The following is a 26,646-nucleotide window of genomic DNA, read 5'->3' on the forward strand; positions in this document are numbered from 1 at the left end:
ATTAACATTCAGTCGATACGCTCTTTTTTGGATCATCATGGTTTTCAGCTATATCTAATTTGAGTGCTTCATTTTTTAATGCTATTGACGTTATCTGCTTGGCTGGAGCAGTTTATCGTTCTGTTTTAGCGCTATTTTGGAAAATGATTCAGGAATGGGAAAAGCCGTTTCTTTGAGTTTTATTGATTAATATGACGAAAATAACCTCATTTAACTTCTTGGACATTAATGAGTTTTGTTAATTCAGGTACGTTTTTGGTTAACTGTTTTCTCTTCGGCTCAGTTTGTTGATAAAATCGACAATCTACTTCTGCCGTCGTTATCTCATTTCCCGAAAAAGCGTGGGAGCAATATGAAAAACAGCAAATTGAATATGTGGCTGGATGCATTACAAAATATGCTAATTTTTCAACACAACCCCGCCGATAAGTATAAAATAAACAAATGACTCGAGGGTCATTGATTCATAATGTGATTGTTTTTTGATTTTCTTGAATAACTGCAATATTTATGGTTATTGGCGCTGTTATTAAAGGCAAAAAACCGTCACAATCTTCTCACCGACGGATTTTTGGCAATTTGTAAGGGTAACATGGAAATCTTCTTTACTATCTTGATCTTGATTTTGGTGGTGTCAGTTTCTGGTGTTCTTACTAAAATGATTCCGTTCCGTGCCCCCTTGCCTATCGTGCAAATAGCATTGGGGGCACTGTTGGCCTGGCCTCATTTTGGTTTACACGTTACTTTCGATCCTGAATTATTCCTCGTCTTACTTATCCCTCCTTTGTTGTTTGTCGATGGTTGGAAAACACCAACCAGAGAATTTTTTCAGCATGGGCGTGAAATTTTTATTTTAGTTTTAGTACTGGTATTGGTGACAGTTATCGGCATTGGTTATTTAATTTATACGCTGATGCCGGGTATCGATCTTATTCCTGCTTTTGCACTGGCCGCCGTGTTATCACCAACCGATGCAGTGGCTTTGTCTGGGATTGTTGGAAAAGGGCGCATCCCTAAGAACATGATGAGTGTACTGGAAGGAGAAGCATTGATGAATGATGCTTCTGGTCTGGTGGCACTTAAATTTGCTGTTGCCATTGTGATGGGAACGATGATCTTTACGGTCACGGGGGCAACGTGGGAATTTTTCAAAGTTGCGGTCGGTGGGTTGCTTGCCGGTATCGCCGTCACATTGCTGTACAGTAAATCACTGCGACTGATGAGCCGCTGGAGTGGCGATGATCCAGCAACGCAAATCATGTTCATGATGTTACTGCCATTTGCTTCTTACATGATTGCTGAGCATATCGGTGTTTCAGGTATTCTGGCTTCGGTTGCCGCGGGCATGACAATCAGTAAAGCGGGCGTGATCCGCAATGCACCATTGGATATGCGTTTACGTGCCGATAGTGTATGGGGCATGCTGGCTTTTGTCTTCAATGGCCTGGTTTTCGTCATGTTAGGGTTGCAGTTGCCGGGGATTTGGGAAACGTCTGTCGCTCAGGCGGATCTTGACCCGAATGTTGAAACTTGGAAGCTGTTCTCAGCCGTTGCTGTCATTTATGGTGCGCTGTTATTGCTGCGATTCTGCTGGTTGTGGCTGATGAAAAATATCAGCAAAATCTTCATGAAAAAGAAACCGCTGGAATTTGGCTCTTACACGACGCGTGAATTGTGGCTGGCTTCATTTGCCGGTGTCCGTGGGGCAATTACGTTGGCCGGTGCGCTGTCTATTCCTCTGTTTTTGCCAAGTGGTGAGGAATTCCCGGCCCGTTATCAGTTGGTCTTCATTTCTGCGGGGGTTATTCTGGTTTCGCTGTTCGTCGGGGTTATCGCCCTGCCTTTGCTGCTGCGCGGCATGAAAGTAGGGGATAAGCTGGAAAATCTGAATGAAATCAGAATGGCAAGATCTGCAATGGCTGAAGTTGCCATTGTCAGTATGAATAAAATGGAAGAACGCTTGTCTGCCAGCACTGAAGAAAAACTGGATGCCGAAGTGATCAGCGAAGTTGCCTCCCGGGTGACGGGGCATTTACGGCGGCGTACGACCAATACGGATGAAGCTGAGCATAACCTGATGGTTGAAGAGCTGGAACGGCGATTCCGTTTAACGGCATTGAGGGCGGAACGTGGTGAGCTTTATCACCTGCGCGCAACCCGTAAAATTAGTAATGAAACCCTACAAACGTTGCTGCATGATCTTGATTTGCTGGAAGCGCTGTTAGTGGGGAAAGATCAATAGGTAAAAATTAATAAATCATGTGGCTATTAACAATTACAACTTGTTTGTGGGCTGCTTCATTTAGCCTGATCGGCGTTTATCTTTCTGGGGTAGATAGTTGGTTTGCTGTACTTGTCAGGGTTGCTCTGGCTGCAATGGTATTCTTGCCCTTCTTGCGTTGGCGGGGATTATCATTGAAAGTCATCGCATTATATATGACTGTCGGTGCTTGTCAGCTTGGCGTCATGTATCTGTTTGTGTTTCATTCTTATCATTACCTGACTGTGGCAGAATTTTTGCTGTTTACCATTATGACGCCGCTCTATGTCACATTGATTTATGATTTGATTGGGCGTAACCGGCTGCGTTGGGGCTACGCCCTGAGTTCGTTGCTGGCTGTGGTCGGTGCAGCGATTATTCGGTATGACCGGTTGAGTGAATCTTTCTGGATTGGCCTGATCTTGGTGCAGTTGGCGAATATTTTCTTTGCCATTGGCCAGGTTGGTTATAAGCGTTTGATGGAAGTTCACCCGATCCCACAGCGAGTTGCCATGTCGTGGTTTTACTTGGGGGCTTGCGCGATTGCGGCTGTGGGGTGGTTGCTGTTTGGTGATCCGCAAAAATTACCGACGATGCAGTTACAATGGTATGTTCTGATCTGGTTGGGCATTGGTGCATCTGGTATCGGCTACTTTATGTGGAACTATGGGGCGACCCAAGTCGACGCCGGAACACTGGCTATTATGAATAATATGTTGGTTCCGGCGGGATTGTTGGTCAATTTTGCGATTTGGAAGCAGCATCCTGATTGGCTGAGTTTTAGCATTGGAGGCAGTCTGATTGTTGCATCGCTTTGGGTGCATCAGCGCTGGATACTGAAACCCGCTTCACAAACGGCAAATTGTCCACCGCGTGCTGGCGGGCAGCACGAATAAACGTCTCAATGGCAGGTTGGCGTTGTTCACCTTCACGGCTGGCAGCGTACAGTCTGCTCCATAACCCTTCTCCCAATGTTTGGGTAACAACCAATCCTTGCCTTTCGAATGTTTCTACCGCCCAATGTGGTAAGGCTGCAATGCCCAGACGAGCTGCCACCATTTGGATCAACAACAGAGTGTTATCAACGGATTTTAATATCGGCGTCACACCGGCAGGTTGGAGAAAACGACGCCAGATATCAAACCGTTGCCGCTGAACGGGATAAATCAGCACAGTTTCAGCAGCAAGATCCTGTGGGGTAATATCGCGTTTATTGGCCAGGGGATGATCTGGTGCAACCACCAGCTTCACTTCATAATCAAACAAAGGTGTGTAATGCAGGTTGCTATCCGCAATGATGTCTGATGTCAGGACAATATCCAGCTCCCGCTGTTGCAGGGCGGGTTGGGGATCGAATGCGACACCGGATTTAAAATCGACATTAACTTGTGGCCAGCATTCACGAAAACGCTTCAGGGCAGGTGTCAGCCATTGAATACAACTATGACATTCAATGGCAATGCGTAGGTTTGTCTCTTCTGGCTCATGGCATTCACGCAGGGAAGCGGTAACTAAAGGTAATACTTGTTCCGCAAGCCTCAATAACACTTCACCTTGAGGGGTTAATTGAAGAGGATGGCTTTTACGAATGAACAGCTTGAATCCTAATCGATGTTCTAACTCACTGAATTGATGAGAGAGAGCGGATTGGGTCTGATGCAGATAATTTGCTGTAGCAGCTAATGATCCGCAATGATTCAGAGCTTGTATCGTTTTTAAGTGTTTTATCTCGATCATGAAAAACCTTCAAGTTGATAATGAATAATTTGCGCTTGTGGTTTATACACTACCTGTTGATTATAGAAGTGTAAACATCTAGACGGCTAAAATTTTATGGGTGACGACATGACGGTTTTGAATCATACATTAGGTTTTCCACGTATCGGCTTGAAAAGAGAGCTAAAAAAAGCGCAAGAAAATTATTGGGCAGGTAAAATTTCTCAACAAGAATTGCTGGAGATTGGTCGTGAATTACGTGCCCGTCACTGGCAACAACAAAAAGAAGCGGGTGTTGATTTAGTTCCTGTTGGGGATTTTGCATGGTATGACCAGGTCCTGACCACCAGTTTGTTATTGAGCAATGTTCCGCCACGCCATCAAAATGAAGATGGCAGTATTGATTTAGATACTTTGTTCCGCATTGCCCGTGGCCGGGCACCAACAGGCACACCGGCGGCCGCGTCGGAAATGACCAAATGGTTCAACACAAACTACCACTATATCGTGCCGGAATTTCAGGAAGGTCAAGAGTTCCACATTGGCTGGACTCAACTTCTGGATGAAGTGGATGAAGCTTTGGCTCTGGGGCATAAAATAAAACCTGTACTTTTGGGACCGGTGACTTATTTGTGGCTCGGGAAGGTTAAGGGTAAGGCCTTTGAGCGTTTATCCTTATTGAAGGACATTTTGCCAGTATATCAGAAAGTATTGGCAGAGCTGGCGAAACGTGGCATTGAATGGGTGCAGATTGATGAGCCTGCATTGGTGCTGGAGTTACCTGAAGAGTGGCTGGCTGCGTTTTCAACGGCCTATCAGGCGCTCGAAGGGCAGGTGAAGTTGTTGCTCACGACTTATTTTGACAGTATTGGCCATAATCTGGAGACTATCAACTCTCTGCCTGTTCAGGGGTTGCATGTTGACTTGGTAGCCGGACATGATCCACTTGAGAGTTTGGTGGATTCCCTGCCGGAAAACTGGTTGCTGTCACTGGGTGTGATTAATGGGCGTAACGTCTGGCGTGCGGATTTGAGTGAAAAATATCAGCTTATCGCACCATTGATAGGGAAAAGGAATATCTGGGTCGGGACATCTTGTTCGTTGCTACACAGCCCAATAGATCTCAATGATGAGACAGGGCTGGATGATGAGGTGAAGAGCTGGTTTGCGTTCGCATTGCAAAAATGTTCAGAGCTTTCTTTGTTATCGCAGGCATTGAACAGCCCGGAAGGCAGTAAGCAAGCGGAATTGGATGCTTATAGTGCACCGATCCGTGCCCGCCGTCACTCAACAAGAGTCAATAATGCTGCGGTTGCGGAACGCATTGCCGCCATCAAGCCACAGGACAGTGAGCGTAATCAGATATATTCTGAGCGGGCCAAGCTTCAGCGCCAACGCTATAACTTACCTCTGTGGCCGACAACAACCATTGGTTCATTCCCGCAAACAACAGAAATTCGTGGCTTGCGTCTCGATTTCAAAAAAGGCCGGGTAGATGCCCAGAATTATCGGACCAATATCAGTGAGCATATCAAACAGGCTATCCGGGAACAGGAGCGTCTGGAACTGGATGTGTTGGTTCACGGTGAAGCTGAACGCAATGACATGGTGGAATATTTTGGTGAGCATTTTGATGGTTATGTCTTCACACAAAATGGTTGGGTGCAAAGTTATGGTTCACGTTGCGTAAAACCGCCCGTGATTATCGGTGATATCAGCCGTCCGGAAGCGATTACTGTAGATTGGGCAATCTATGCGCAGTCCCTGACAGATAAACCGGTCAAAGGCATGTTAACAGGCCCTGTGACCATCCTCTGCTGGTCATTCCCAAGGGAAGATATCAGCCGTGAAATTATCACCAAACAAATTGCACTGGCCCTGCGTGATGAAGTGGATGATTTGCAAAAAGCGGGTATTGGCATCATTCAGATTGATGAACCGGCCCTGCGCGAAGGGTTACCGCTGCGCAGGGAAGAGTGGCAGGATTATCTGGAATGGGCGGTAGATGCTTTCAAACTGAGCGCTGCCATTGCGCAGGATGATACTCAGATCCACACCCATATGTGTTATTGCGAGTTCAATGACATCATGCCTTCCATTGCTGCGCTGGATGCGGATGTGATTACGATAGAAACTTCTCGCTCAGATATGGAATTATTGGATTCATTTGAAAACTTCTCATATCCGAACGAAATCGGGCCGGGGGTATATGATATTCATTCACCTAATGTACCCAGTGTTGAATGGATTGAAGCATTGTTGCGCAAAGCCGCTGATCGTATCCCTGTAGAACGTTTGTGGGTAAACCCGGATTGCGGTCTGAAAACGCGCGGTTGGGCAGAAACCCGTCAATCTTTGGCGAACATGGTCGAAGCAGCAAAACGATTACGTTCTTCAGTGAATAATTAACAATCGCTCCTTATAGTGTCCTCGCCCCATTGTAGGCGAGGATATCGGGAATAAGCCCAGATTTAAGTTGGTGAAGTGGAAAATATCGTCCCTTGGGGGATGGGCTGTGATTCTGAGAAAGAATTAATAAAATGAATGGCCCGCCACATTTTTTCTCTGTTGCGGGCAAAAAAGATTATTTGTTGAATAGCTTATCTTTCAACAGATTCATGCCAGCGGATTTTAAATCCATATTTTCCGGAACTTCGCCGTTTGGTGTGACCTTATCAATCAAATTCGGCAAGTGCTTAGAAAGCAAAGATGAAGCTTCATTGGGATCGATTCCAATTTTTTCTGCCAATTGTTGTATCGTGTCAGAGCCAAAAATAGAAGACAATTGATCTGGATGAATAGGTAAATTTTCACCTGAGCCAATCCAGGAACGGATCGTACCATCCAGCCCTTGTTGGGAAAACTTTTCAACTAATCCACTCATTCCTCCCTGACCTTCAAGCCAATCCACCATATGCTGTAATTGCTGATTTTTTCCACCTGTCAACATATTCGCAATTTGCTCAAAAAAACCCATCGTAACTCCCCCTTCGTTGAAATTTTATCTGGTTGAACTGATAAAACACGTATTTAGGTTGCTTTCAGGAATAAAGTCGTAGAAATGTTTCAATATCAAGATAAATGACATATTTAATTATTACAGTAGCACAATATTTCAAATGCACCTTATTTTTAATGAGGGGGTATTTTGTGCTAATTGCTTACTTTTGTGTTAATGACACCCTTATCACACAAGTGTGTGAAACTCATTCTTGTCAGTTGGTTATTAAAATATATAAATAATCAATAAGTTATATGTATATCTCATTGTGAAATATAAATTATGAATGTGATATTCATCATTTTTTTGTGAAATTATCTATGTGAAGATTAACAAGGTAACAAATAGTCACACAACACCAGGGAACCTCATGAATAATTCAATACAAAAAATAGGGGTTATAGGATTGGGAGCGATGGGTATGGGAATCGCTCGGTCTTTAATAAAAGCAAATATTGCGACATATGGTTTTGATATAAATACTCAAGCTCGTGAGCAGTTGAAACAGGAAGGTGCAATAGTTGTCGCGGGTAGTGCGGAACAGTGGTGTCAGGAATTAGACGCTATTTTATTAGTTGTCGTTGATGGTACACAAGTTAACGATATTTTATTTGGCGGAGAAAAACCACTCGTAAAAAAAATAAAGAAAAATACAGTGGTTATTCTGCACAGTACTGTTTCTGTTGAACAAGCGAAGGGTTTTGCCCGTCGCTTGAAAGAATATGAAATTCAAATGATTGATGCGCCAATTTCAGGGGGACCATTAAAAGCAGAACAGGGAAAATTAACCATTATGGCCTCTGGTTCTTCTGAATTATTTGAGCATCTCAAACCGGTTTTTGATGTTATTTCTGAACGCCTTTACTACATCGGTAGTGAAATTGGTCAGGGATCAACGGTTAAAATGATCCATCAGCTGCTGGCAGGGGTACATATTGCGGTAGCGGCAGAAAGCATGGCATTGGCCGCTAAGTCTAATATTCCGCTGGATTTAATGTATGACATCGTCACCCATGCTGCCGGGAACTCATGGATGTTTGAAAATCGTGTTCCCCATATTTTGGCGGGTGATTACGCACCCAAATCTTCGGTAGATATTTTTGTCAAAGATTTGGGGATTGTGCTTGATGCAGGCAGAACGATGAAGTTTCCGTTGCCGTTGGCGGCAACGGCACATCAGATGTTTTTAGCGGCAAGCAATGAAGGTATGGGTCAGTGGGACGATAGTGCGGTGATTAAAACATTTAAGGGAATAACTTTGCCGAAGGAGAATGAATGACAATCAAGTTAGGCGTGATTGCTGATGATTTTACCGGTGCAACAGATATTGCTGGCTTCATGGTACAGAATGGTTGGCGGGTTGTTCAGTTACTGGGAGTGCCCGACGAAAATACCTTCATCCCGCACGATGCTGATGCTATTGTAATCAGCCTGAAAATACGTTCTTGTCCTCCTGCTGAATCGATTTTCCAGTCACTTGTCTCTTGCCGATGGTTACAGCAAAAAGCAGCTTGCCAACAACTATTTTTTAAATACTGCTCTACTTTTGATTCCACACCAGAAGGAAATATTGGCCCTGTTATCGATGCTTTGATGGATGAACTCAAAGTTGATATGAGTTTGATTTGTCCCGCTCTTCCTGTCAATGGGCGAACTGTCATACATGGACACTTATTTGTTAACGGGCAATTATTGAACGAAAGTGGTATGCAATATCACCCTGTCAATCCAATGAAAGATGCCAATTTGTTACGCTTGATAGATCAGCAGTCAAAAGGAAAATCAGGGTTAATTAACCTTGATTGTGTGCGTCAGGGGAAACAGGCGATTTCCCGTCATTTGGAGTTATTACGTCATGATGGCATCCGTTATGCAGTTGTTGATGCCATGATGACGGAGGACTTGTTGCCGATTGCTCAGGCATCATCGAATATGCTTTTGGTTACGGGGGGTTCTGGTTTGGGAGGTGCGATTGCCCAGTATCATTCTGATCAGGCTTTAGCAACTCCTGCAATGGGTGAAACCCCGCCAGCCAAAGGAAGAAGAACTGTTATTCTTTCAGGTAGTTGTTCAGTGATGACAAATAAACAAGTGGCTGAGTATAAAAAGATTGCACCGGCCATGGAACTGGATGTAGGAGAATGCGTCAGCAATGCTGAATACGCCGCACAATTGGCAGATTGGGTTATACAACAATCGGAAAAGCGCCTTCCTCCAATATTATATTCCACACAACCCCCTGAAACGTTGAGTTTGGTACAGGAACAATATGGAACGACATTGTCGCGCCATGCAATTGAACGGGTTTTTGCAGAAGTAACAGGAAAACTGAGGCAGCAAGGAATTAATACTTTTATCGTTGCGGGGGGAGAGACTTCTGCTCAGGTTGTGCAGAGTCTGGCCATCAATCAGTTCAGCATAGGTGCACCCATTGTACCCGGAGTGCCATGGGTACATGATTTGCACACTGATTGTTGGTTGGCATTGAAGTCAGGTAATTTTGGTGAAGTCAATTTTTTTCAGCATGCATTGGAGGTGTTTCATGAATGAGGGAGCCGTGCGTGCGGAGCTGGTTGATCGTGCGTATTCAATGTTTGAGCGTGGCTATAGCAGTGGTGGTGCGGGAAATATCAGTGCCAGGTTAGAAGACGGATCATTCATTATCACACCAACAAATTCGAGCTTTGGTGATTTAGAGGCCGATAGCTTGAGTAAATTGGATGCCAAAGGAAATTGGGTATCGGGTGACAAACCCACAAAAGAAGTGGCAATGCACTTGGCAATGTATCGTAACCGACCGACATGTCATGCAATTGTGCATTTACACTCGCCGTGGTTGACGGCGCTTTCCTGTATGCCTAATTTAGACCGTGAGAATTGTTTGCCTCCGCTTACACCCTATTATGTGATGAAAATAGGCCGGTTACCGGTAGTTGAATATTTTCCTCCGGGAGATGATAGGATTAGCCAGGAAATTGATAAATTGGCGAAAAAACACAATTCTATTTTGCTTGCAAACCACGGGCCGGTTGTTGGAGGAGAAACCTTGCGACAAGCTTTTTTTAATGCAGAAGAGCTGGAAGATACGGCACGGCTTTATCTGATATTGCTACCCCATGGTTTCACCACACTGAATGAAGTACAGGTACAGGAATTAGAGAAACGTTATCCCAGAATGTGATAAGGACTGAACATGGCTAAGTTCGCAGCAAATTTGAGTATGATGTTTAACGACGTTCCTTTCAATGAGCGCTTTGCCCGAGCAGCAAATGCGGGTTTTAAAGGTGTTGAATATTTATTTCCTTATGAAGAATCAACCGAAAACCTCGTTGCATTGTTGAAGCAACATCAATTGACACAAGTGTTATTCAATATGCCTGCTGGAGATTGGAAAGCCGGTGACAGAGGAATGGCCAGTTTGCCGGGAAGAGAAAAAGAATTTTCTGATGGCGTGCATCAAGCTCTGGAATATGCTCTGGCATTGGGTTGCAAACAAGTTCACGTCATGGCAGGAAAACGTGACGAATCACTCACACTTGAGCAGCAACGTCAGTGTTATATTACAAATCTTCAGTATGCTGCGGATGTAATGGTTGAACATGGTATTGATGTGTTAATCGAACCCATTAATAACAGGGACATGCCTGACTACTTTTTGACGACACAAGTTCAGGCAGAAGCCTTGTTAAAGGTGATTGACCGCAAAAATGTTTTTATCCAATTGGATCTTTACCATTGCCAGATTATGGAAGGCGATTTATTGAAGACCATAGAACGGTTGTGGGGAAAATTCAGACATATTCAGATTGCTTCAGTACCGGAACGTCATGAACCTGATTGCGGTGAAGTCAATTATTTTTGGTTATTTAAAAAGCTGGATGAAATGGGATATCAAGGTTGGATTGGTTGTGAGTACCATCCGGCAGGGTATACGGAAGAAGGGCTTGGGTGGTTATCAAAAGTCCAATAATAATAGGGCGGTAATATACAGGAAAGGTAATGAGTCCTCCAGAGCGTAGAGATTTTATTTATCGTTACTTACATGAACATCAAACGGTTTCCATTAGCACATTAGTGGAATCTCTTTGTGTCTCACATATGACCGTGAGGAGAGATATTCGCGTTCTGGAAGAAGAAGGAAAAGTGATGTGTATTGCAGGAGGCGTTCAATTAAACGATGCTTTACGGCAAGAATTACCATGGAACGAGAAAGCACATATTCATCACCGTCATAAAAAAGCGATTGGTAAATATGCAGCTTCGCTGGTGGAGGATGGTCAAGTCGTCTATTTGGATGCAGGAACGACGACATTTGAAATTGCTCAAGTACTGGCAGAGCGTTTTAATTTAACGATTGTTACGAATGATTTTTCGATTGCCCAGTATTTAATGGATAAGCCACAATTGAATTTATTCCATACCGGGGGGCAAGTCGATAAGCGTAACTATTCCTGTGTGGGAAATAGTGCGGCCATGGTATTGCGTACTTTAAATGTTGATATTGCATTTATCAGTACCAGCTCATGGGATCTTAAGCATGGTATTTCCACGCCTTATGAAGATAAGGTGTTAGTGAAACAAACATTGTTAGAAATTGCCCGCCGGAAAATTCTTATTTCCGATAGCAGCAAATATGGGAAATATGGCATGTTTCGTGTTTGCCCGCTCTCAAGTCTCAATGACATTATTTGTGATGGACAGCTGCCAATATCAGCACAACAACAATTACAAGAATTAAGTCTCAAGTTACACATTGTTAACATGTAACTGCAAATTAAGAAAAGATTATATACAAAATATCCTCTAATCAGTTATGAAAAATCAACGTACAGTGAAATTCACCATGACTGATAGAGAGATATTTTGAATTAACGTGTGTCTGTATCTTATTATCAAAAGTAACGATGAAATAAATTTTGATTAATTGATATTTAATAATATGTAGTATTCTCCCTTTCATATAAATAACCCTCCCATTCAAAGGCAGCGTTTTTGCGAAATCATCCATTTTTCAAAAACATGATTTTTGAGTTTATCGGTAATAATACATATTAAAACAGAGTGTAATAATGAGCTTTTATATCCCAATGATTGGTTTGGGGGTGGCTGTATTCACCCTACTTTTTTTGGTCTTACGTACCCGTATTCATGTATTGCTTGCTATGTTGATTGCCGCAATAATAGCAGGTGTTACGGGAGGATTGACGCTTACAAATACCGTTTCAGTGATCACCAAGGGTTTTGGCGATACATTGGGCAGTATTGGTATTGTCATTGGATTAGGCATTATGATGGGGCGGGTACTCGAAGTTTCAGGGGCATCTGAACAAATTGCTTACAGCTTTATTAAATGGCTGGGTAAAAAGCGTGAAGAGTGGGCATTAGCCATTACGGGTTATATTGTAAGTATTCCTATTTTTGTTGATTCTGCTTTTGTGATCCTTTATCCGCTGGCTAAGGCATTGGCAAAAAAAGGAAAACGAAATCTATTAACGCTAGCCGTTGCATTAGCCGGAGGATTGGTTGTCACTCACCATATTGTTCCTCCTACTCCGGGCCCACTCGGTGTGGCCGGTATTTTTGATGTAGATGTTGGTGCAATGATGTTGGTGAGTATAGTGTTGGCTATTCCATGCGTCATCGGCATAACTTTGTATGCCAAGTGGCTGGCAACTAAATACCCTGAATATCAATTGACTGATAGCGATGAAACTGAGACGGCTCAAGAAAATAAAAATCTGAAACAGGTTTATCAGGATTATATGGAAGAAAAATCCAATAAGCCTTTGCCAAATCTATTTTTTTCAATTTTACCTATTATAGTGCCTATCGTCCTGATATTAATAAAATCCATCAATAGCTTATTATTGAAAATGGATAATTTTACAGGACAGGAAGAGCATTTATATTTCCAGGCCTTTAATTTCTTAGGCTCACCTGTTATTGCGTTAGCAATCAGCGTATTGTTAGCTGTTTATCTCTTAATGCCAAAAACCAGCAAGCATGAAACGACAGAGCATCTGGAATCCGGATTACAGACAGCGGGGATCATTTTGTTGGTAACCGGGCTTGGCGGCGCATTGGGGGCTGTATTACGTGAAAGCGGGACAGGAACACTGTTGGCAGAATATGTTGCCAGCCTGCCCATTACCCCGATCCTGATACCGTTTATTATTGCGACATTAATTCGCTTAATTCAAGGTTCCGGCACTGTGGCAATGATTTCTGCGGCATCTATTTCAGCCCCTATCCTTGCTCAGATACCGGGGGTCAATATGTTATTGGCTGCTCAGGCTGCAACAATGGGCTCCCTGTTTTTCGGCTATTTCAATGACAGTTTATTCTGGATAGTCAATAGAATGATGGGTATTAAAGATGCGAAGCAGCAAATGATCGTTTGGTCGATACCTACCACAATTGCATGGGGAATCGGGCTGTGTTGTGTATTACTGCTCAACCTTGTTATGTGAATCTAATTCTCATCCTGTAGATACCAATATCCTGTAAAGTGGGTTTCCGCTTTACAGGTTGCCAATTTAGTTGATAACGCCTTCGATATGAATGACTGATATTCAAAGGTTATTAAGAGAGAATCAAGCATGAAAATAATTATTACGGGTGGTGCGGGCTTTATCGGCAGCCAATTAGCGTTGGCTCTGCTTGAAAACGATTATGGCATTAATTTTGAACGGCTCGTATTGACTGATATTCAATGCCCGACTCCGGCTATTAATGACCCACGAGTGCAATGTCTGGCGTTGGATTTAACGCAGCCGGGTGCAGCAGAGAAATTGATCGATACAGAAAGTGATGTTTTGTTTCATTTGGCGGCGATTGTCAGTAGCCATGCTGAACAAGATTTCGATTCAGGCATGAGTGCTAATTTTGATGTGACTCGTCGTTTATTGGAAGCTGCCCGTGCTCAAAATCCGTCATTAAAGTTTATTTTTACGAGTTCACTCGCAGTATTTGGGGGAGAGTTACCTGAAATAGTCACAGAACACTGCGCAACTCATCCTCAATCTTCATACGGCACACAAAAGGCAATGTGTGAGCTGATGATTAATGATTATTCCCGTAAAGGATACGTTGATGGGCGCATTCTTCGCCTGCCTACTATCAGTGTGCGGCCGGGTAAACCTAATAAAGCGGCTTCTTCGTTTGTCAGCGGAATGATCCGTGAACCATTGCATGGAGAAAAAAGTGTTTGTCCCGTTTCTCGTGATCTCTTATTGTGGTTATCTAGTCCAGAAACCGTTATTCGTAATCTTATCCATGCAATGCAGATATCGGGTGAACAGTTTGTTTTTTCGCGCATTGTTAATTTACCCGGCATTAGTGTGACGGTGCAGGAAATGCTTAATGCCTTAAAGGAAGTTGCAGGCCAAGAGGTGATGGATCTTATTCATTTTGAACCTGATGAAAATATTAACCGGATAGTATCAAGCTGGCCCGGGAATTTTGATATCCGGCACAGCCTTGCATTGGGATTCAGTGTGGATAGTACGTTCAGTGATATTATTCGTAACTTTATGTTTAATGATAAATTTTGAGATAGAGTGAGTATTTTTCAGCATTGCTGTTTATGTTCAGCCTATGCTTAATCACCTCAGCCATTCCCGTCATATAGCCGGATGATGACATCAAGGATTTATACAATTGCCTTCTGTATCCTGAACTCTGTTGGGATAGCATGTAAATTGGGATAGTATGTAAATCATGATAATCAATATGCTATATGACAGTTATTCATATTAATGCTGTTATTGCCAAATCACTTTCAAATATTTTTTCTTGCAATCCTGACGATTACCTCAATTATTCGACTTGTTTAAAACCATTTCCATGTACTTTTCTCCCCCTCTTCACCGCGATAGATAAAACTACTGCGAGAATGAATAAAGAAAAAATATTTATAAAATAGCGCCTATTGCAAATGGCTCAAATAATATATTGATTTGCTTTTTAACCAACAGTTATCCTTTCATCAACGGCATTTGTGCATTTATCGCCAATAATAGAGATTGAAAAGAGGTTTTATTGATGGAGTTTTATATTCCAATTATTGGATTGGGAGTGGCGGTATTTACGCTGGTTTTTCTGGTCTTGCGCACGCGTATTCATGTATTGCTCGCTATGTTGTTTGCAGCGGTTATTGCCGGCGTTTCCGGTGGGTTAACGATGAGCCATGTCGTTGAAGTTATTGCGACGGGATTTGGCACGACTTTAGGCAACATCGGCTTAGTCATTGGGTTGGGGAGTATGATGGGGCGGATCTTGGAAGTGTCCGGCGCAACTGAACGGATCGCTTATAGCCTAATTAAATGGTTGGGAAAGAGGCGTGAAGAATGGGCGCTTGCGATTACTGGCTACATTGTCAGTATTCCCATATTCGTCAATTCAGCGTTCATCGTTCTTTACCCGCTGGTAAAGGCACTCGCCAAGAAAGGCAAGCGTAATATATTGACGCTGGGGGTATCGCTTGCTGGTGGATTAGTGGTCACTCACCATATTGTCCCGCCAACACCGGGGCCACTCAGTGTGGCAGGGATATTCGGTGTCAATATTGGTTCAATGATGATTGCCGGTATGATATTGGCAGTCCCATGTGTGATTGGCATCACTGTGTATGCAAAATGGCTGGAAAAAAAATACCCTGAATATCAACTCATTGAAGAATCAGAAAATTTACAGCAAATTCATCAGGGTTATATGGAAGAAAAAGAGAATAAACCGCTCCCGAGTTTATTTCTTTCCCTTTTACCTATTGTTGTACCAATTTCTTTGATTTTTATTAATGTTATCAATGGAATATTGCTGGAGGATGGGGATTTCTCCGGCATGAAGAATAATTTCTATTTTCAGGCTTTTAATTTTCTGGGCTCACCCATTATTGCGTTAGCAATTAGTGTATTACTGTCTGTTTATACGCTCATGCCAAAAGTCAGTAAGCAAGAGGTGATTGAACATTTGGAAAATGGCCTGAAAACAGTGGGCGTTATTCTATTGGTATCAGGTGCAGGGGGAGCGTTAGGGGCGGTATTAAAAGAAAGCTCAACAGGGATGATTGTTGCAAAATATATTGCGACCTTACCGATAACACCCGTTCTGATTCCGTTTATCATCGCAACATTGATACGTATTATTCAAGGTTCTGGTACAGTGGCAATGATCACCGCAGCGTCTATTTCCGCACCGGTTATCAAACAAATGCCTGATATTAATATGCTGGTAGCGGCTCAGGCCGCGGTGATGGGAACACTTTTCTTTAGTTATTTTAATGATTGCTTTTTTTGGGTTGTTAATCGAATGATGGGGATCAAAAACACGAGACAACAGATCATCGTTTGGTCAATTCCGACGACAATTGCATGGGGAATTGGGTTATGCGGGGTATTGATCCTTAATCTTGTTCTTTAAATCGCATGATAGCGCCCAATAAAGGGCGCTTTTTTGTTCTTAAAGTTTGTGATTGCCCTTCGACTATTTCTTTCATTTCAGAATTATACTCACCACATAGTTTCCTTATTAAATTGTGATTTAATTCACAAAAATATGTATGCATTTCTTTTTCTTCTTAATTAAAGATGATTTTAATCACTAAAAAATGTCAGAGTATTCACTAAATTTAGGTATCCATATTTTGTGTTATATCCGCTGAGGAGCTGATATGTCTGATGTATTTCACCTAGGTATCACCAAAAGCGACCTACAAGGCGCGACTCTGGCAATTGTGCCGGGCGATCCTAACCGTGTTGCAAAAATAGCGCGATTGATGGATAACCCAGTGCATCTGGCTTCCCATCGTGAATTTACGACGTGGCGTGCAGAAATTGACGGAAAACCGGTTGTTGTCTGCTCTACAGGCATTGGCGGGCCTTCGACGTCGATTGCGGTAGAGGAGCTGGCTCAATTGGGGGTACGTACTTTCCTGCGCATCGGTACGACCGGGGCTATCCAGCCACATATTAATGTGGGAGATATCTTGGTGACAACGGCAGCAGTGCGTTTAGATGGGGCCAGTTTGCACTTTGCACCGATGGAATTCCCAGCTGTTGCTGATTTTGCGTGTACCAACGCATTGTATGAAGCAGCGAAACTATCTGGCTCTAAAACCCATGTTGGAATAACTGCGTCCTCAGACACCTTCTATCCGGGACAGGAACGTTACGACACCTATTCTGGCCGTGTTGTTCGCCGTTTCCAGGGTTCCATGAAAGAGTGGCAGGAAATGGGCGTCATGAATTTCGAGATGGAATCAGCAACCTTGCTGACAATGTGTGCAAGCCAGGGATTACGTGCTGGTATGGTGGCAGGCGTCATTGTTAATCGTACACAACAGGAAATTCCCGATGTTGAGTTGTTGAAGAAAACAGAAAACAGTGCATTGGGGATCGTTGTTGAGGCTGCCCGCCGTTTACTGTAATACCTTTTCACTATCCCAGTTGATTTCAAGTTGCAGTGTTACAACATAGAAATGTTGCAATACAGAAATGTGGCAACCTGAAATGTAATAGATATCAGGGCCGGAACGTTCAGGCCCTATTATTTATACGATATTTTCTTCCTTTCATACTAAAATCTGATAATGTCATAACGTTTTGTGCTAATAGCTATTTGTGCTGATGACTCTCAATGGGGTCCCATTGGATCAATAATTATTTATTTCTATAACGTCTTATACCCATAGATTTCAGGTTAGAGCCAATTAAAGCTGAAACTTGAAAAATGACAGGTATATTTTGAACGCAACAAGAGTGACTATGACCACAACATTACTATCCCATCCTTCCCTGCTTCCTTTGAGTGGCGGCATTAACTTTCGTGATCTGGGTAATAAGGTACTGAATAATGGCGCCAAAATTAAATCTGGTTTGTTATTTCGTTCTGGTTCGCTAGATGGATTGACAGAAAATGATCAGACTTTTCTGGTGGAACAAAACCTTTTTCAAATCATTGATTATCGCGATAACAGTGAAGTTATCTATAAACCGGATCAGGTCTGGAATGGCGCGCATTATCACCATGCACCGGCCAATCCGCTTTCGAAAGAAGTGAATGCCAATCTGGAAAAATTAGATAAAGAAATACTGGAGCAATTTGATGCAAAAGTATTTATGTCACGTTTATACGAGTTACTTCCGATCAACAACTCCGCCTATAAGACATTGGCAAAGTTACTGCTGCAACCAGAAAAAGGAGGAATTGTACAACATTGTGCAGTGGGTAAAGACAGGACAGGGGTAGGTTCTGCGCTGGTCTTGCTGGCTTTGGGCGCAGATTTAGATACCGTGATGGAAGACTATTTGCTGACAAACATTACACTGGCACCGTATCGGGATTTTTTATTGAATGAATATGCGAAGACCATGAGTGAAAGTATCGTGGAAAAATTCGCTTATGTTTATTCTGTCAAAGAAGAGTTCTTGCTGACAGCATTAAACAGCATCAATCAGCACTATGGCAGCGTGGATATTTGGTTGGATAAAGATATCGGGTTGGATATCGCTGCCCGCGAAAAGCTGCAATCTTATTTCCTTGAATAAAAACATCAAGCTGGCATTGGTTAATTTGATCGGTGCTAACCTGTGACATCCTATTGATAATACGGGAAAGATTAATGTGAGCCTGCATGACATTATCGAACAGATCGTTAACTTTGTAAAAGACCATGAAGCTTGGGCGATGCCCATCATTTTCTTACTGGCATTTGGTGAATCACTGGCATTTATCTCTTTATTATTGCCTGCAACGATCATCTTATTGGGATTAGGGGCATTAATTGGTGAAAGCGGACTGAATTTCTGGCCAATATGGATAGCGGCCGCTACTGGCGCTTTCTTCGGTGATTGGCTGTCCTACTGGTTTGGTTTCCACTATAAAGAAAGTGTCGGTACTATGTGGCCACTTTCTCGCCATCCGCAAACATTGGTTCGGGGTCATCGCTTTTTCGAGCGCTGGGGAGTCTGGGGCGTTTTCATTGGACGATTCTTTGGCCCGCTGCGGGCGGTTGTGCCGTTGGTCGCCGGGATCTGCGCCATGCCAAAACACCATTTTCAGCTTGCCAACTTTGCTTCAGCTCTGATTTGGGCATTTGGTATTCTAGCGCCGGGTGCTTTTGGCCTGCGTTGGTTAGCAGAATGGATGGGATAGTAAGTAAAGCGGATAAACTAATTGCGAGCCGCTTTGCAAACTGAAAGAAACCTATTAAATAATCTGGACATCTATACAGCATCTATTTAACTTACATTAAAGCTCATGAGCTGAAATAGTTTACCGAAATGAAGTCAGCGAGGATGTATAGGTGGATATCCAGTGGTTATATATGTTGATTGGTGGCCTGAGTGGATTGCTGGGCGGAGGGATCTTCGTCTGGCTTTCTGTTCACCAGAGAATTCGACAAAAAGAGCAGGAATTGCGTGAATTATATAGCCAGCTTGCCGTTAACCGTGAAAAATTGGAGCAATCCCGCTATTGGCGGACTGAAAGTGAACAGTTAAATCAAGAGTTGCTGGCTCAACGAGAAATCAATAGCGTTCAGGAGGCTGAGTTACGCGAGTTGAGCACTCGGTTGGAAGAAAACAGACTGGCTGCGGATGAAAAACAACGTTTATTGATCAACAGTGAACAACGCCTGAATACTCAATTTGAAAGCCTCGCTAATCGGATTTTTGAACAAAATCGCCTTCGTGTTGATGAACATAATCGCCAAAATCTTAATAGTCTCTTGATGCCATTCCGCGAACAACTGGAAGGTTTTCGTCGTCAGGTACAGGACAGTTTTGGGCAGGAAGCGCGTGAGCGCCATACCCTGACTCATGAAATCCGTAATCTCCAGCAACTGAATGCACAGATGGCAAAAGAAGCCATCAATCTGACCAATGCCCTGAAAGGGGACAATAAGATACAGGGAAACTGGGGGGAAATGATTCTGGCTCGCGTATTAGAAGCTTCCGGTTTGCGTGAGGGACATGAATTTCATACTCAAGTCAGCCTTAAAACAGAAAAGAGCGAACGTTTTCAGCCCGATGTCATCGTTCACCTTCCGCAGGGAAAAGATGTCATTATTGATGCCAAAATGTCGTTAATCGCTTATGAGCGTTATTTCAACAGTGATGATAAACAGCAGAAGGCACAGGCATTACAGGAACATATTAACTCGATAAAAGGGCATATTCGTGGTTTAAGCAGGAAAGATTACCAGCAACTGCCCGGCCTGCGATCTCTGGACTATGTTTTGATGTTTATTCCAGTAGAACCCGCTTATCTGGTGGCCCTCAATCAGGCGCCAGAATTATTGGATGAAGCATTGAAACATAATATTATGCTGGTGAGCCCATCTACTCTGCTGGTGGCGGTTCGTACGATCAACAACCTTTGGCGTTATGAATACCAGAGCCAGAATGCGCGTTTGATCGCGGATAATGCCGCCAGAATGTACGATAAAATGCGGTTATTTGTGGATGATATGCAAGGGTTGGGGCAAAGCCTCAACAAAGCACAGGCAAGTTACCATTTCGCTATGAAAAAATTGGTTGAAGGGCGCGGAAATTTGATCAGTCAGGCTGAAGGGTTTCGTGATTTAGGTGTAGACGTGAAGCGCCCTATTGATTCACAGGTTATTGATAAATCTTTCCAATCGTTGCAGGTTAATGAGTGAAGTCCGGATAGGGTTTTATCCGAAAGGCTGGTACACTTGTTATAAATTTTTTGAATAAAAAGTGGGCAGGTAACATGGCAGATCAATCAAAAGAAACCACTGATTTTGGTTTTCGTACTGTAGCCAAAGAAGAAAAAAAAGACATGGTGGCAGAGGTATTTCACTCTGTAGCTGCAAAATATGATTTGATGAATGATTTGATGTCATTTGGTATTCATCGTATCTGGAAACGCTTTACCATTGAGGCCAGTGGTATCCGCCGTGGTCATAAGGTCCTTGACCTTGCCGGCGGAACGGGTGATCTGACCGCAAAATTTTCCCGGATCGTGGGTGAAAATGGTCAGGTTGTTTTAGCGGATATTAATGACTCAATGTTGAAAGTCGGGCGTGAAAAATTACGTGATATCGGTATCGTAGGCAATGTCAGTTATGTTCAGGCCAATGCAGAAGAATTGCCTTTCCCTGATAATCATTTTGACTGTATCACCATTTCATTTGGTCTTCGCAATGTTACAGATAAAGAGAAAGCCCTTCGTTCCATGTACCGTGTGCTTAAACCGGGTGGGCGTTTGTTGGTACTGGAGTTCTCCAAACCTGTATTGGCACCATTGAGCAAAGTTTATGATGCTTATTCATTCCATGTTTTACCCCGGATCGGCCAATTGGTTGTCAAAGATGCAGACAGTTATCGTTATCTGACGGAATCTATCCGCATGCACCCTGATCAGGAAACCCTAAAAGGCATGATGGAAGAGGCGGGTTTTGACCAGGTTTCTTATAATAATATGACCGGGGGAATTGTTGCCCTACACAAAGGGTTTAAATTCTGACATGGAAAATCCCTCACCAACCCATAGTGTCCATGGTGCAATATCAAATGACAAAATCTTGTTTCCGGTGTTGACCTCTTTTCTTGAGACGGTATTGAATCACTTGCTGTATCGGGAAACTGTATTAAAACCCGCCCGTTTGAGATTGGCGGGCAGAACCCTGTCCATCAAACTGAAAGAGCTTGAAACACCACTCGTCCTGATTTTCAGTGAGCATCGGGTGGATATTTTGAGCCAATGGTCAGAAATCGCAGATTGCTCAATGGAAACAACATTTCCTGCATTACTCAAGTTACGGGATCGTCAGTGCCTTTCCACGCTGATTAATCGCGGTGACATTGTTATTGAAGGGGATATGCAGGTTATTCAGCAATGGTCTGCTTTACTGGATATGTCTGAATGGGACCCTGCCCATTATCTTTCCCCTTATGTTGGTGATATTGCAGCAGAAGGCATTAGCCGGGTGATGCAGAAAAGCTTCCGTTTTGCCAGTCATGCCATTGCCAAGAAGAAGTCTGACTTCGTTGAATCATTGACAGAAGAATGGAAAATGGCCCCCAACGTATTAGAAGTGGCTTATTTCAGCGAAGAAGTTGATGCAGTTGCCAATAAAATGGCTCAGATAGAAAAACGGCTGGAGGCACTGGAGGGGAAATATGACGCCCAGTGAAATTAAGCGGCTTTACTTTATCATCCGCGTTTTTCTTTCCTATGGGTTGGATGAGTTGATTCCTAATATACGCCTGACATGGCCTTTGCGCGTCGGGCGTTACCTTCTGTTCTGGATACCAAATCGACATAAAGATAAGCCTCTCGGGGAACGCTTGCGTCTGGCTCTGCAAGAACTGGGTCCTGTATGGATTAAGTTTGGTCAGATGCTTTCCACCCGCCGTGACTTATTCCCTACAGCAATTGCTGATCAGCTGTCAATGTTGCAGGATAGGGTTGTGGCTTTTGATGGTGCTGTGGCGAGAAAATCAATCGAAAAAGCATTGGAAGGGCCTTTAGAAACCTGGTTTGAGGAATTTGATCTGCAACCGTTGGCTTCAGCATCTATCGCTCAGGTACATACCGCCCGTTTGAAAGAGAATGGTAAGCAAGTTGTCCTGAAAGTCATTCGTCCTGATATTTTGCCAATTATCAAAGCCGATATCCGGCTAATGTATCGTTTAGCAAATTTGCTTCCTTTATTGCCGGATGGTCGTCGCCTCCGCCCGCGTGAAGTTGTGCGGGAATATGAGAAAACACTGCTTGATGAGCTGAATTTGTTGCGTGAAACAGCAAATGCCATTCAATTGCGCAGGAATTTTGAAGGCAGCACTGTGCTCTATGTCCCGGAGGTTTACCCTGATTATTGTCGGGAAAATGTATTGGTGATGGAGCGCATTTATGGTATCCCTGTGTCTGATATTGCAGCTTTAGAAGCTCAGAATACGAATATGAAGCTGTTGGCTGAGCGTGGTGTTGAAGTCTTTTTCACTCAGGTCTTTCGCGACAGTTTTTTCCACGCGGATATGCATCCCGGTAATATCTTCGTCAGCTATGAAACGCCGGAAAATCCAACTTATATCGGGATCGATTACGGTATTGTCGGCTCTTTGAATAAAGACGATAAGCGCTATTTGGCTGAAAATTTTATTGCTTTTTTCAATCGCGATTACCGACGAGTGGCTGAGCTTCATGTCGATTCAGGTTGGGTGCCCGCTGATACCAATGTAGAGGATTTTGAATTCGCCATCCGGACGGTTTGTGAGCCAATCTTTGAAAAACCATTGGCTGAGATCTCATTTGGGCATGTTTTATTGAATCTTTTCAATACGGCCCGCCGTTTTAATATGACTGTACAACCTCAGTTAGTTTTACTCCAGAAGACATTACTGTATGTTGAAGGCTTGGGTCGACAGCTTTATCCTCAACTTGATTTGTGGAAAACAGCGAAACCTTTTCTGGAAGATTGGCTGCATGAGCAGGTTGGGTTACCTGCAATTATTCGCGCATTCAAAGAAAAAGCACCTTATTGGGCAGAAAAATTGCCAGAGCTTCCCGAATTGGTATATGGCTCACTTCAACAACATCGCCGTTTGCAAAGCAGTATTGACCAAATATCACAACAGTTCAAAGACCAGCAGGTTAAGCAACGTAAATCGCTCTATTTACTTGGGATTGGAGCAACTTTATTTATTTGTGGCAGTCTGTTTTTCGCCTTAGAACAGGAACATTTGTCGTTGGGGTTAATGGGAGCAGCGCTTGCATCGTGGGTATTCGGTTGGCGCAATTTAAATAAGCGTTAGTAATGATTAGATTGTATATAGTCAACAGATGCTGGTAAAAATAGGTAAAGATGGCTTATTCGCAGTGCTTAGTATGATTGCGGTATTTTCGAACATAAAACGCGTAGTTTATAATGAAACGATTGGTCGTTATCATTCACTATGAATAAAGGTAAATTATGATAAGCATTCCACAATTACTCATCATTGCTGTTATTGTCGTACTGTTGTTTGGTACCAATAAGCTTCGTTCTCTTGGCTCAGATTTAGGGGAATCGATTAAAGGATTCAAAAAGGCAATAGGCGATGATAAAGAGGACAAATCAAGTCAGGCTGAAAAAATGAGCCATGATGCCGATTTTGAGCCTAAAAATCTCACTGAAAAGCCTACGGTTGAATCGTCTGAAAAGTCAGAGAGCAAAAATAAAGAGCAGGTATAAACCGTGTTTGACATTGGTTTTAGTGAACTGTTGCTGGTACTGGTTATTGGCTTGGTTGTTCTGGGGCCAGAACGTTTGCCTATTGCAGTCAAAACTGTTGCTGGGTGGATTCGGGTATTGCGCTCATTGGCGGCGAATGTCCAGAATGAGCTTGCTCAGGAATTGAAATTGCAAGAACTTCAGGACAGTCTGAAAAAAATGGAAGAAAAAGCTGATATGCAATCCCTATCTCCAGAACTGAAGGCATCAATGGACGAACTAAGAGAAGCGGCAGAATCATTGAAAAATACTTATCAGTTAAAACCTGATGAGATGGAAGAAGAAGATGAAACACACTTTCACTCTTCTGAATTACCGCCAACTGTAAAACACTCAGTATCGGAGCAACCGGCTTCTGAATGCTCAGTTTCAGAACTTCCAATACCAGAGCAACCGAAACCAGAGCAACAGAAAAAAAGATCCTCCGAACAAGCAAATAGCGAACACTAAAACATGTCCGTGGATGATACTCAACCTCTTATCAGCCATCTGATTGAGCTGCGTAAGCGGATTTTGAATAGTTTAATAACTATTTTGGTCGTTTTTTTGGCATTGGTTTATTTTTCCAATGACATTTATCGGCTGATTGCCGCACCTTTAATGGAACAGTTACCTAAAGGTGCGAATATGATAGCAACTGATGTAGCATCACCTTTTTTTACACCGATCAAGCTGACTATCATGGTTTCTGTCTTTGTTTCGGCACCAGTGATCCTTTATCAAGTGTGGGCATTTATTGCCCCGGCACTCTATAAACATGAACGCCGTTTGATCATGCCATTGCTGTTTTCCAGTAGTGTGTTGTTTTATTCGGGAATGCTATTTGCGTATTTTGTGGTTTTTCCACTTGCATTTGGCTTCTTTGTCAATACAGTGCCCCCAGGGGTTGTTATCTCAACGGATATCAGTAATTACCTGAGTTTTGTCATGGCGTTATTTATGGCTTTTGGTATTTCGTTTGAAGTGCCTATTGCCATTATTCTGCTGTGCTGGAGTGGTGCCGTGACACCGGATTCTTTGAAAAGAAAACGCCCTTATATTTTGGTCGGAACATTCGTGGTAGGGATGTTATTAACTCCGCCAGATATTTTCTCTCAGACATTGTTGGCTGTTCCCATGTATCTGTTATTTGAACTGGGGATCTTACTTTCCCAGTTTTATATTGGTAAATCGGGTAAACGAAAATCAGCCAATTCAGAAAATGAATCAGGCCGTGATACGAGTGACAATTCTTAAAAAATAACTCGAAATTACCATATATGATGATCGCGAACTGATTGATGATGTTAACATCATGACCATAAGCGATAGCTATTAACCCAGCAATAATGCTGGGTTTTACATTAGGAGAGCCCCATGAGCTATGTATTTCCGGGAACATTTCCCGGTCGCCGTATGCGCCGTGTGCGTCGTCATGATTTTTCCCGCCGCTTATTTGCTGAAAACCAACTTACTGTCAATGACTTGATCTATCCGGTATTTGTTATGGAAGGTGTCAATCAACGTCAGGAAGTGTCGTCAATGCCAGGAGTGTATCGTCTGACAATCGATCTTTTGCTGAAAGAAGCTGAAGAGATTGCCCGACTGGGTATTCCTGTTTTGTCTTTGTTTCCGGCCATTGAAGCAGATAAAAAATCATTGGATGCGAAAGAAGCTTATAACCCAGACGGTTTGATTCAGCGCTCTGTGCGTGCTCTCAAAGACGCAGTGCCTGAATTGGGCCTTCTGACGGATGTGGCGTTGGATCCGTTCACCACTCATGGACAGGATGGTGTGATCGATCAGGATGGTTATGTAGTTAATGACATTACCAAGGATATCTTGGTCAAACAGGCATTATCCCATGCTGAAGCCGGCGCAGAGATTGTTGCACCAAGCGATATGATGGATGGCCGTATTGGCGCTATTCGTCACCAGCTCGAAACGGATGGTTATATCAATACCCAAATTATGGCTTATTCTGCCAAATATGCTTCTGCTTACTATGGACCCTTCAGGGATGCGATTGGCACTAGCGGTAATTTGAAAGGCGGCAATAAAATGACTTATCAGATGGACCCGGCAAATAGTGACGAAGCGTTGCAGGAAATCGCCCAAGATTTGCAGGAAGGTGCTGACAGTGTCATGGTGAAACCCGGTATGCCATATCTGGATGTTATCCATCGGGTAAAAGAGACGTTTGGTGTTCCAACTTTTGCGTATCAGGTTTCTGGTGAATATGCGATGCACATGGCTGCTATTCAAAATGGTTGGCTAAAAGAACAGCCAGCAATTATGGAATCTTTATTATGTTTCAAACGTGCGGGAGCAGATGGTGTTCTGACCTATTTTGCCAAGCGTGTCGCACAGTGGCTGCATGAACAAAAGTATTAATAATCTGAATGTAAATAATATATAGAGTAAAAACGGGCATTAAAGCCCGTTTTTTTG

General features: G+C 43.1%; 24 protein-coding genes. 22 read left to right on the plus strand and 2 right to left on the minus strand.

What is annotated here, in order from left to right:
* Positions 1-592 precede the first annotated feature (592 nt).
* Positions 593-2,242, plus strand: coding sequence for a Na+/H+ antiporter (locus tag Xsze_RS07970; RefSeq protein WP_038235554.1), 1,650 nt, complete (start codon positions 593-595; stop codon positions 2,240-2,242).
* A gap of 17 nt (positions 2,243-2,259) precedes the next feature.
* Positions 2,260-3,156 carry a carboxylate/amino acid/amine transporter gene (locus Xsze_RS07975; protein WP_071991751.1) on the plus strand — a complete coding sequence of 299 codons (897 nt, stop codon included), beginning with the start codon at positions 2,260-2,262 and terminating at the stop codon, positions 3,154-3,156.
* On the opposite strand, the gene metR is transcribed toward Xsze_RS07975, so the two are convergent.
* Positions 3,041-3,997 carry an HTH-type transcriptional regulator MetR gene (gene metR, locus Xsze_RS07980; RefSeq protein ID WP_038235552.1) on the minus strand — a complete coding sequence of 319 codons (957 nt, stop codon included), beginning with the start codon at positions 3,995-3,997 and terminating at the stop codon, positions 3,041-3,043. The two genes, Xsze_RS07975 and metR, sit on opposite strands and share 116 nt — an antisense overlap.
* Positions 3,998-4,105: 108 nt before the next feature.
* Here metR and metE point away from each other — a divergent pair, with 108 nt between their 5' ends.
* Positions 4,106-6,385 carry a 5-methyltetrahydropteroyltriglutamate--homocysteine S-methyltransferase gene (gene metE, locus Xsze_RS07985; RefSeq protein WP_038235647.1) on the plus strand — a complete coding sequence of 760 codons (2,280 nt, stop codon included), beginning with the start codon at positions 4,106-4,108 and terminating at the stop codon, positions 6,383-6,385.
* A 175-nt stretch (positions 6,386-6,560) separates the two neighbouring features.
* Here the strand turns inward: metE and Xsze_RS07990 are convergent, their stop codons facing one another.
* Entirely contained in the window at positions 6,561-6,953 is a 393-nt protein-coding gene (locus tag Xsze_RS07990; protein WP_038235549.1) for a YidB family protein, read from the minus strand.
* 394 nt (positions 6,954-7,347) lie between these two features.
* Here Xsze_RS07990 and ltnD point away from each other — a divergent pair, with 394 nt between their 5' ends.
* The 19 genes from ltnD to hemB all read left to right on the plus strand — a co-directional run bounded on the left by ltnD (position 7,348) and on the right by hemB (position 26,589).
* Positions 7,348-8,256 carry an L-threonate dehydrogenase gene (ltnD, locus tag Xsze_RS07995; RefSeq protein WP_038235547.1) on the plus strand — a complete coding sequence of 303 codons (909 nt, stop codon included), beginning with the start codon at positions 7,348-7,350 and terminating at the stop codon, positions 8,254-8,256.
* On the plus strand, positions 8,253-9,527 hold the full coding sequence (gene otnK, locus Xsze_RS08000; protein ID WP_038235544.1) for a 3-oxo-tetronate kinase: 1,275 nt from the start codon (positions 8,253-8,255) through the stop codon (positions 9,525-9,527). Before ltnD ends, otnK begins: the two co-directional genes overlap by 4 nt.
* Complete coding sequence (otnC, locus tag Xsze_RS08005; RefSeq protein ID WP_038235542.1) at positions 9,520-10,158, plus strand: 3-oxo-tetronate 4-phosphate decarboxylase; 639 nt, start codon at positions 9,520-9,522, stop codon at positions 10,156-10,158. Before otnK ends, otnC begins: the two co-directional genes overlap by 8 nt.
* A 12-nt stretch (positions 10,159-10,170) precedes the next feature.
* A complete protein-coding gene (gene otnI / locus Xsze_RS08010; protein ID WP_038235539.1) occupies positions 10,171-10,947 on the plus strand; it encodes a 2-oxo-tetronate isomerase in 777 nt (258 codons plus the stop codon).
* A gap of 29 nt (positions 10,948-10,976) precedes the next feature.
* Positions 10,977-11,744, plus strand: a complete 768-nt coding sequence (locus Xsze_RS08015; protein WP_038235537.1) for a DeoR/GlpR family DNA-binding transcription regulator — start codon at positions 10,977-10,979, stop codon at positions 11,742-11,744.
* A gap of 302 nt (positions 11,745-12,046) precedes the next feature.
* Positions 12,047-13,447 (plus strand): GntP family permease, encoded by a 1,401-nt coding sequence (locus Xsze_RS08020; RefSeq protein ID WP_038235535.1) that lies wholly within the window; start codon positions 12,047-12,049, stop codon positions 13,445-13,447.
* A 129-nt stretch (positions 13,448-13,576) separates the two neighbouring features.
* Positions 13,577-14,530 carry a D-erythronate dehydrogenase gene (denD, locus tag Xsze_RS08025; RefSeq protein ID WP_038235533.1) on the plus strand — a complete coding sequence of 318 codons (954 nt, stop codon included), beginning with the start codon at positions 13,577-13,579 and terminating at the stop codon, positions 14,528-14,530.
* Positions 14,531-15,020: 490 nt separating this feature from the next.
* Positions 15,021-16,397 (plus strand): GntP family permease, encoded by a 1,377-nt coding sequence (locus tag Xsze_RS08030; RefSeq protein ID WP_038235531.1) that lies wholly within the window; start codon positions 15,021-15,023, stop codon positions 16,395-16,397.
* 250 nt (positions 16,398-16,647) lie between these two features.
* A complete protein-coding gene (gene udp, locus Xsze_RS08035) occupies positions 16,648-17,403 on the plus strand; it encodes a uridine phosphorylase (protein ID WP_038235529.1) in 756 nt (251 codons plus the stop codon).
* 337 nt (positions 17,404-17,740) lie between these two features.
* Entirely contained in the window at positions 17,741-18,523 is a 783-nt protein-coding gene (locus Xsze_RS08040; protein WP_038235527.1) for a tyrosine-protein phosphatase, read from the plus strand.
* 76 nt (positions 18,524-18,599) lie between these two features.
* Entirely contained in the window at positions 18,600-19,130 is a 531-nt protein-coding gene (locus Xsze_RS08045; RefSeq protein ID WP_038235525.1) for a DedA family protein, read from the plus strand.
* Between the two features lie 151 nt (positions 19,131-19,281).
* Positions 19,282-20,637 carry a DNA recombination protein RmuC gene (gene rmuC / locus Xsze_RS08050; RefSeq protein WP_099139112.1) on the plus strand — a complete coding sequence of 452 codons (1,356 nt, stop codon included), beginning with the start codon at positions 19,282-19,284 and terminating at the stop codon, positions 20,635-20,637.
* Positions 20,638-20,711: 74 nt separating this feature from the next.
* Positions 20,712-21,467: a bifunctional demethylmenaquinone methyltransferase/2-methoxy-6-polyprenyl-1,4-benzoquinol methylase UbiE gene (gene ubiE / locus Xsze_RS08055; protein WP_038235523.1), complete on the plus strand. Its 756-nt coding sequence runs from the start codon at positions 20,712-20,714 to the stop codon at positions 21,465-21,467.
* Position 21,468: 1 nt separating this feature from the next.
* Complete coding sequence (locus tag Xsze_RS08060) at positions 21,469-22,137, plus strand: ubiquinone biosynthesis accessory factor UbiJ (protein WP_051462315.1); 669 nt, start codon at positions 21,469-21,471, stop codon at positions 22,135-22,137.
* A complete protein-coding gene (ubiB, locus tag Xsze_RS08065) occupies positions 22,124-23,758 on the plus strand; it encodes a ubiquinone biosynthesis regulatory protein kinase UbiB (RefSeq protein ID WP_038235521.1) in 1,635 nt (544 codons plus the stop codon). Before Xsze_RS08060 ends, ubiB begins: the two co-directional genes overlap by 14 nt.
* A 158-nt stretch (positions 23,759-23,916) precedes the next feature.
* Complete coding sequence (gene tatA, locus Xsze_RS08070) at positions 23,917-24,177, plus strand: twin-arginine translocase TatA/TatE family subunit (RefSeq protein ID WP_038235518.1); 261 nt, start codon at positions 23,917-23,919, stop codon at positions 24,175-24,177.
* Positions 24,178-24,180: 3 nt separating this feature from the next.
* Positions 24,181-24,666, plus strand: coding sequence for a Sec-independent protein translocase protein TatB (gene tatB / locus Xsze_RS08075; protein ID WP_038235515.1), 486 nt, complete (start codon positions 24,181-24,183; stop codon positions 24,664-24,666).
* A 3-nt stretch (positions 24,667-24,669) separates the two neighbouring features.
* Complete coding sequence (gene tatC / locus Xsze_RS08080) at positions 24,670-25,452, plus strand: Sec-independent protein translocase subunit TatC (RefSeq protein ID WP_038235513.1); 783 nt, start codon at positions 24,670-24,672, stop codon at positions 25,450-25,452.
* 120 nt (positions 25,453-25,572) lie between these two features.
* A complete protein-coding gene (hemB, locus tag Xsze_RS08085) occupies positions 25,573-26,589 on the plus strand; it encodes a porphobilinogen synthase (RefSeq protein ID WP_038235511.1) in 1,017 nt (338 codons plus the stop codon).
* Positions 26,590-26,646: the final 57 nt, after the last annotated feature.

Source organism: Xenorhabdus szentirmaii DSM 16338, from assembly GCF_002632585.1.
Classification (GTDB): Bacteria; Pseudomonadota; Gammaproteobacteria; order Enterobacterales; family Enterobacteriaceae; genus Xenorhabdus; species Xenorhabdus szentirmaii.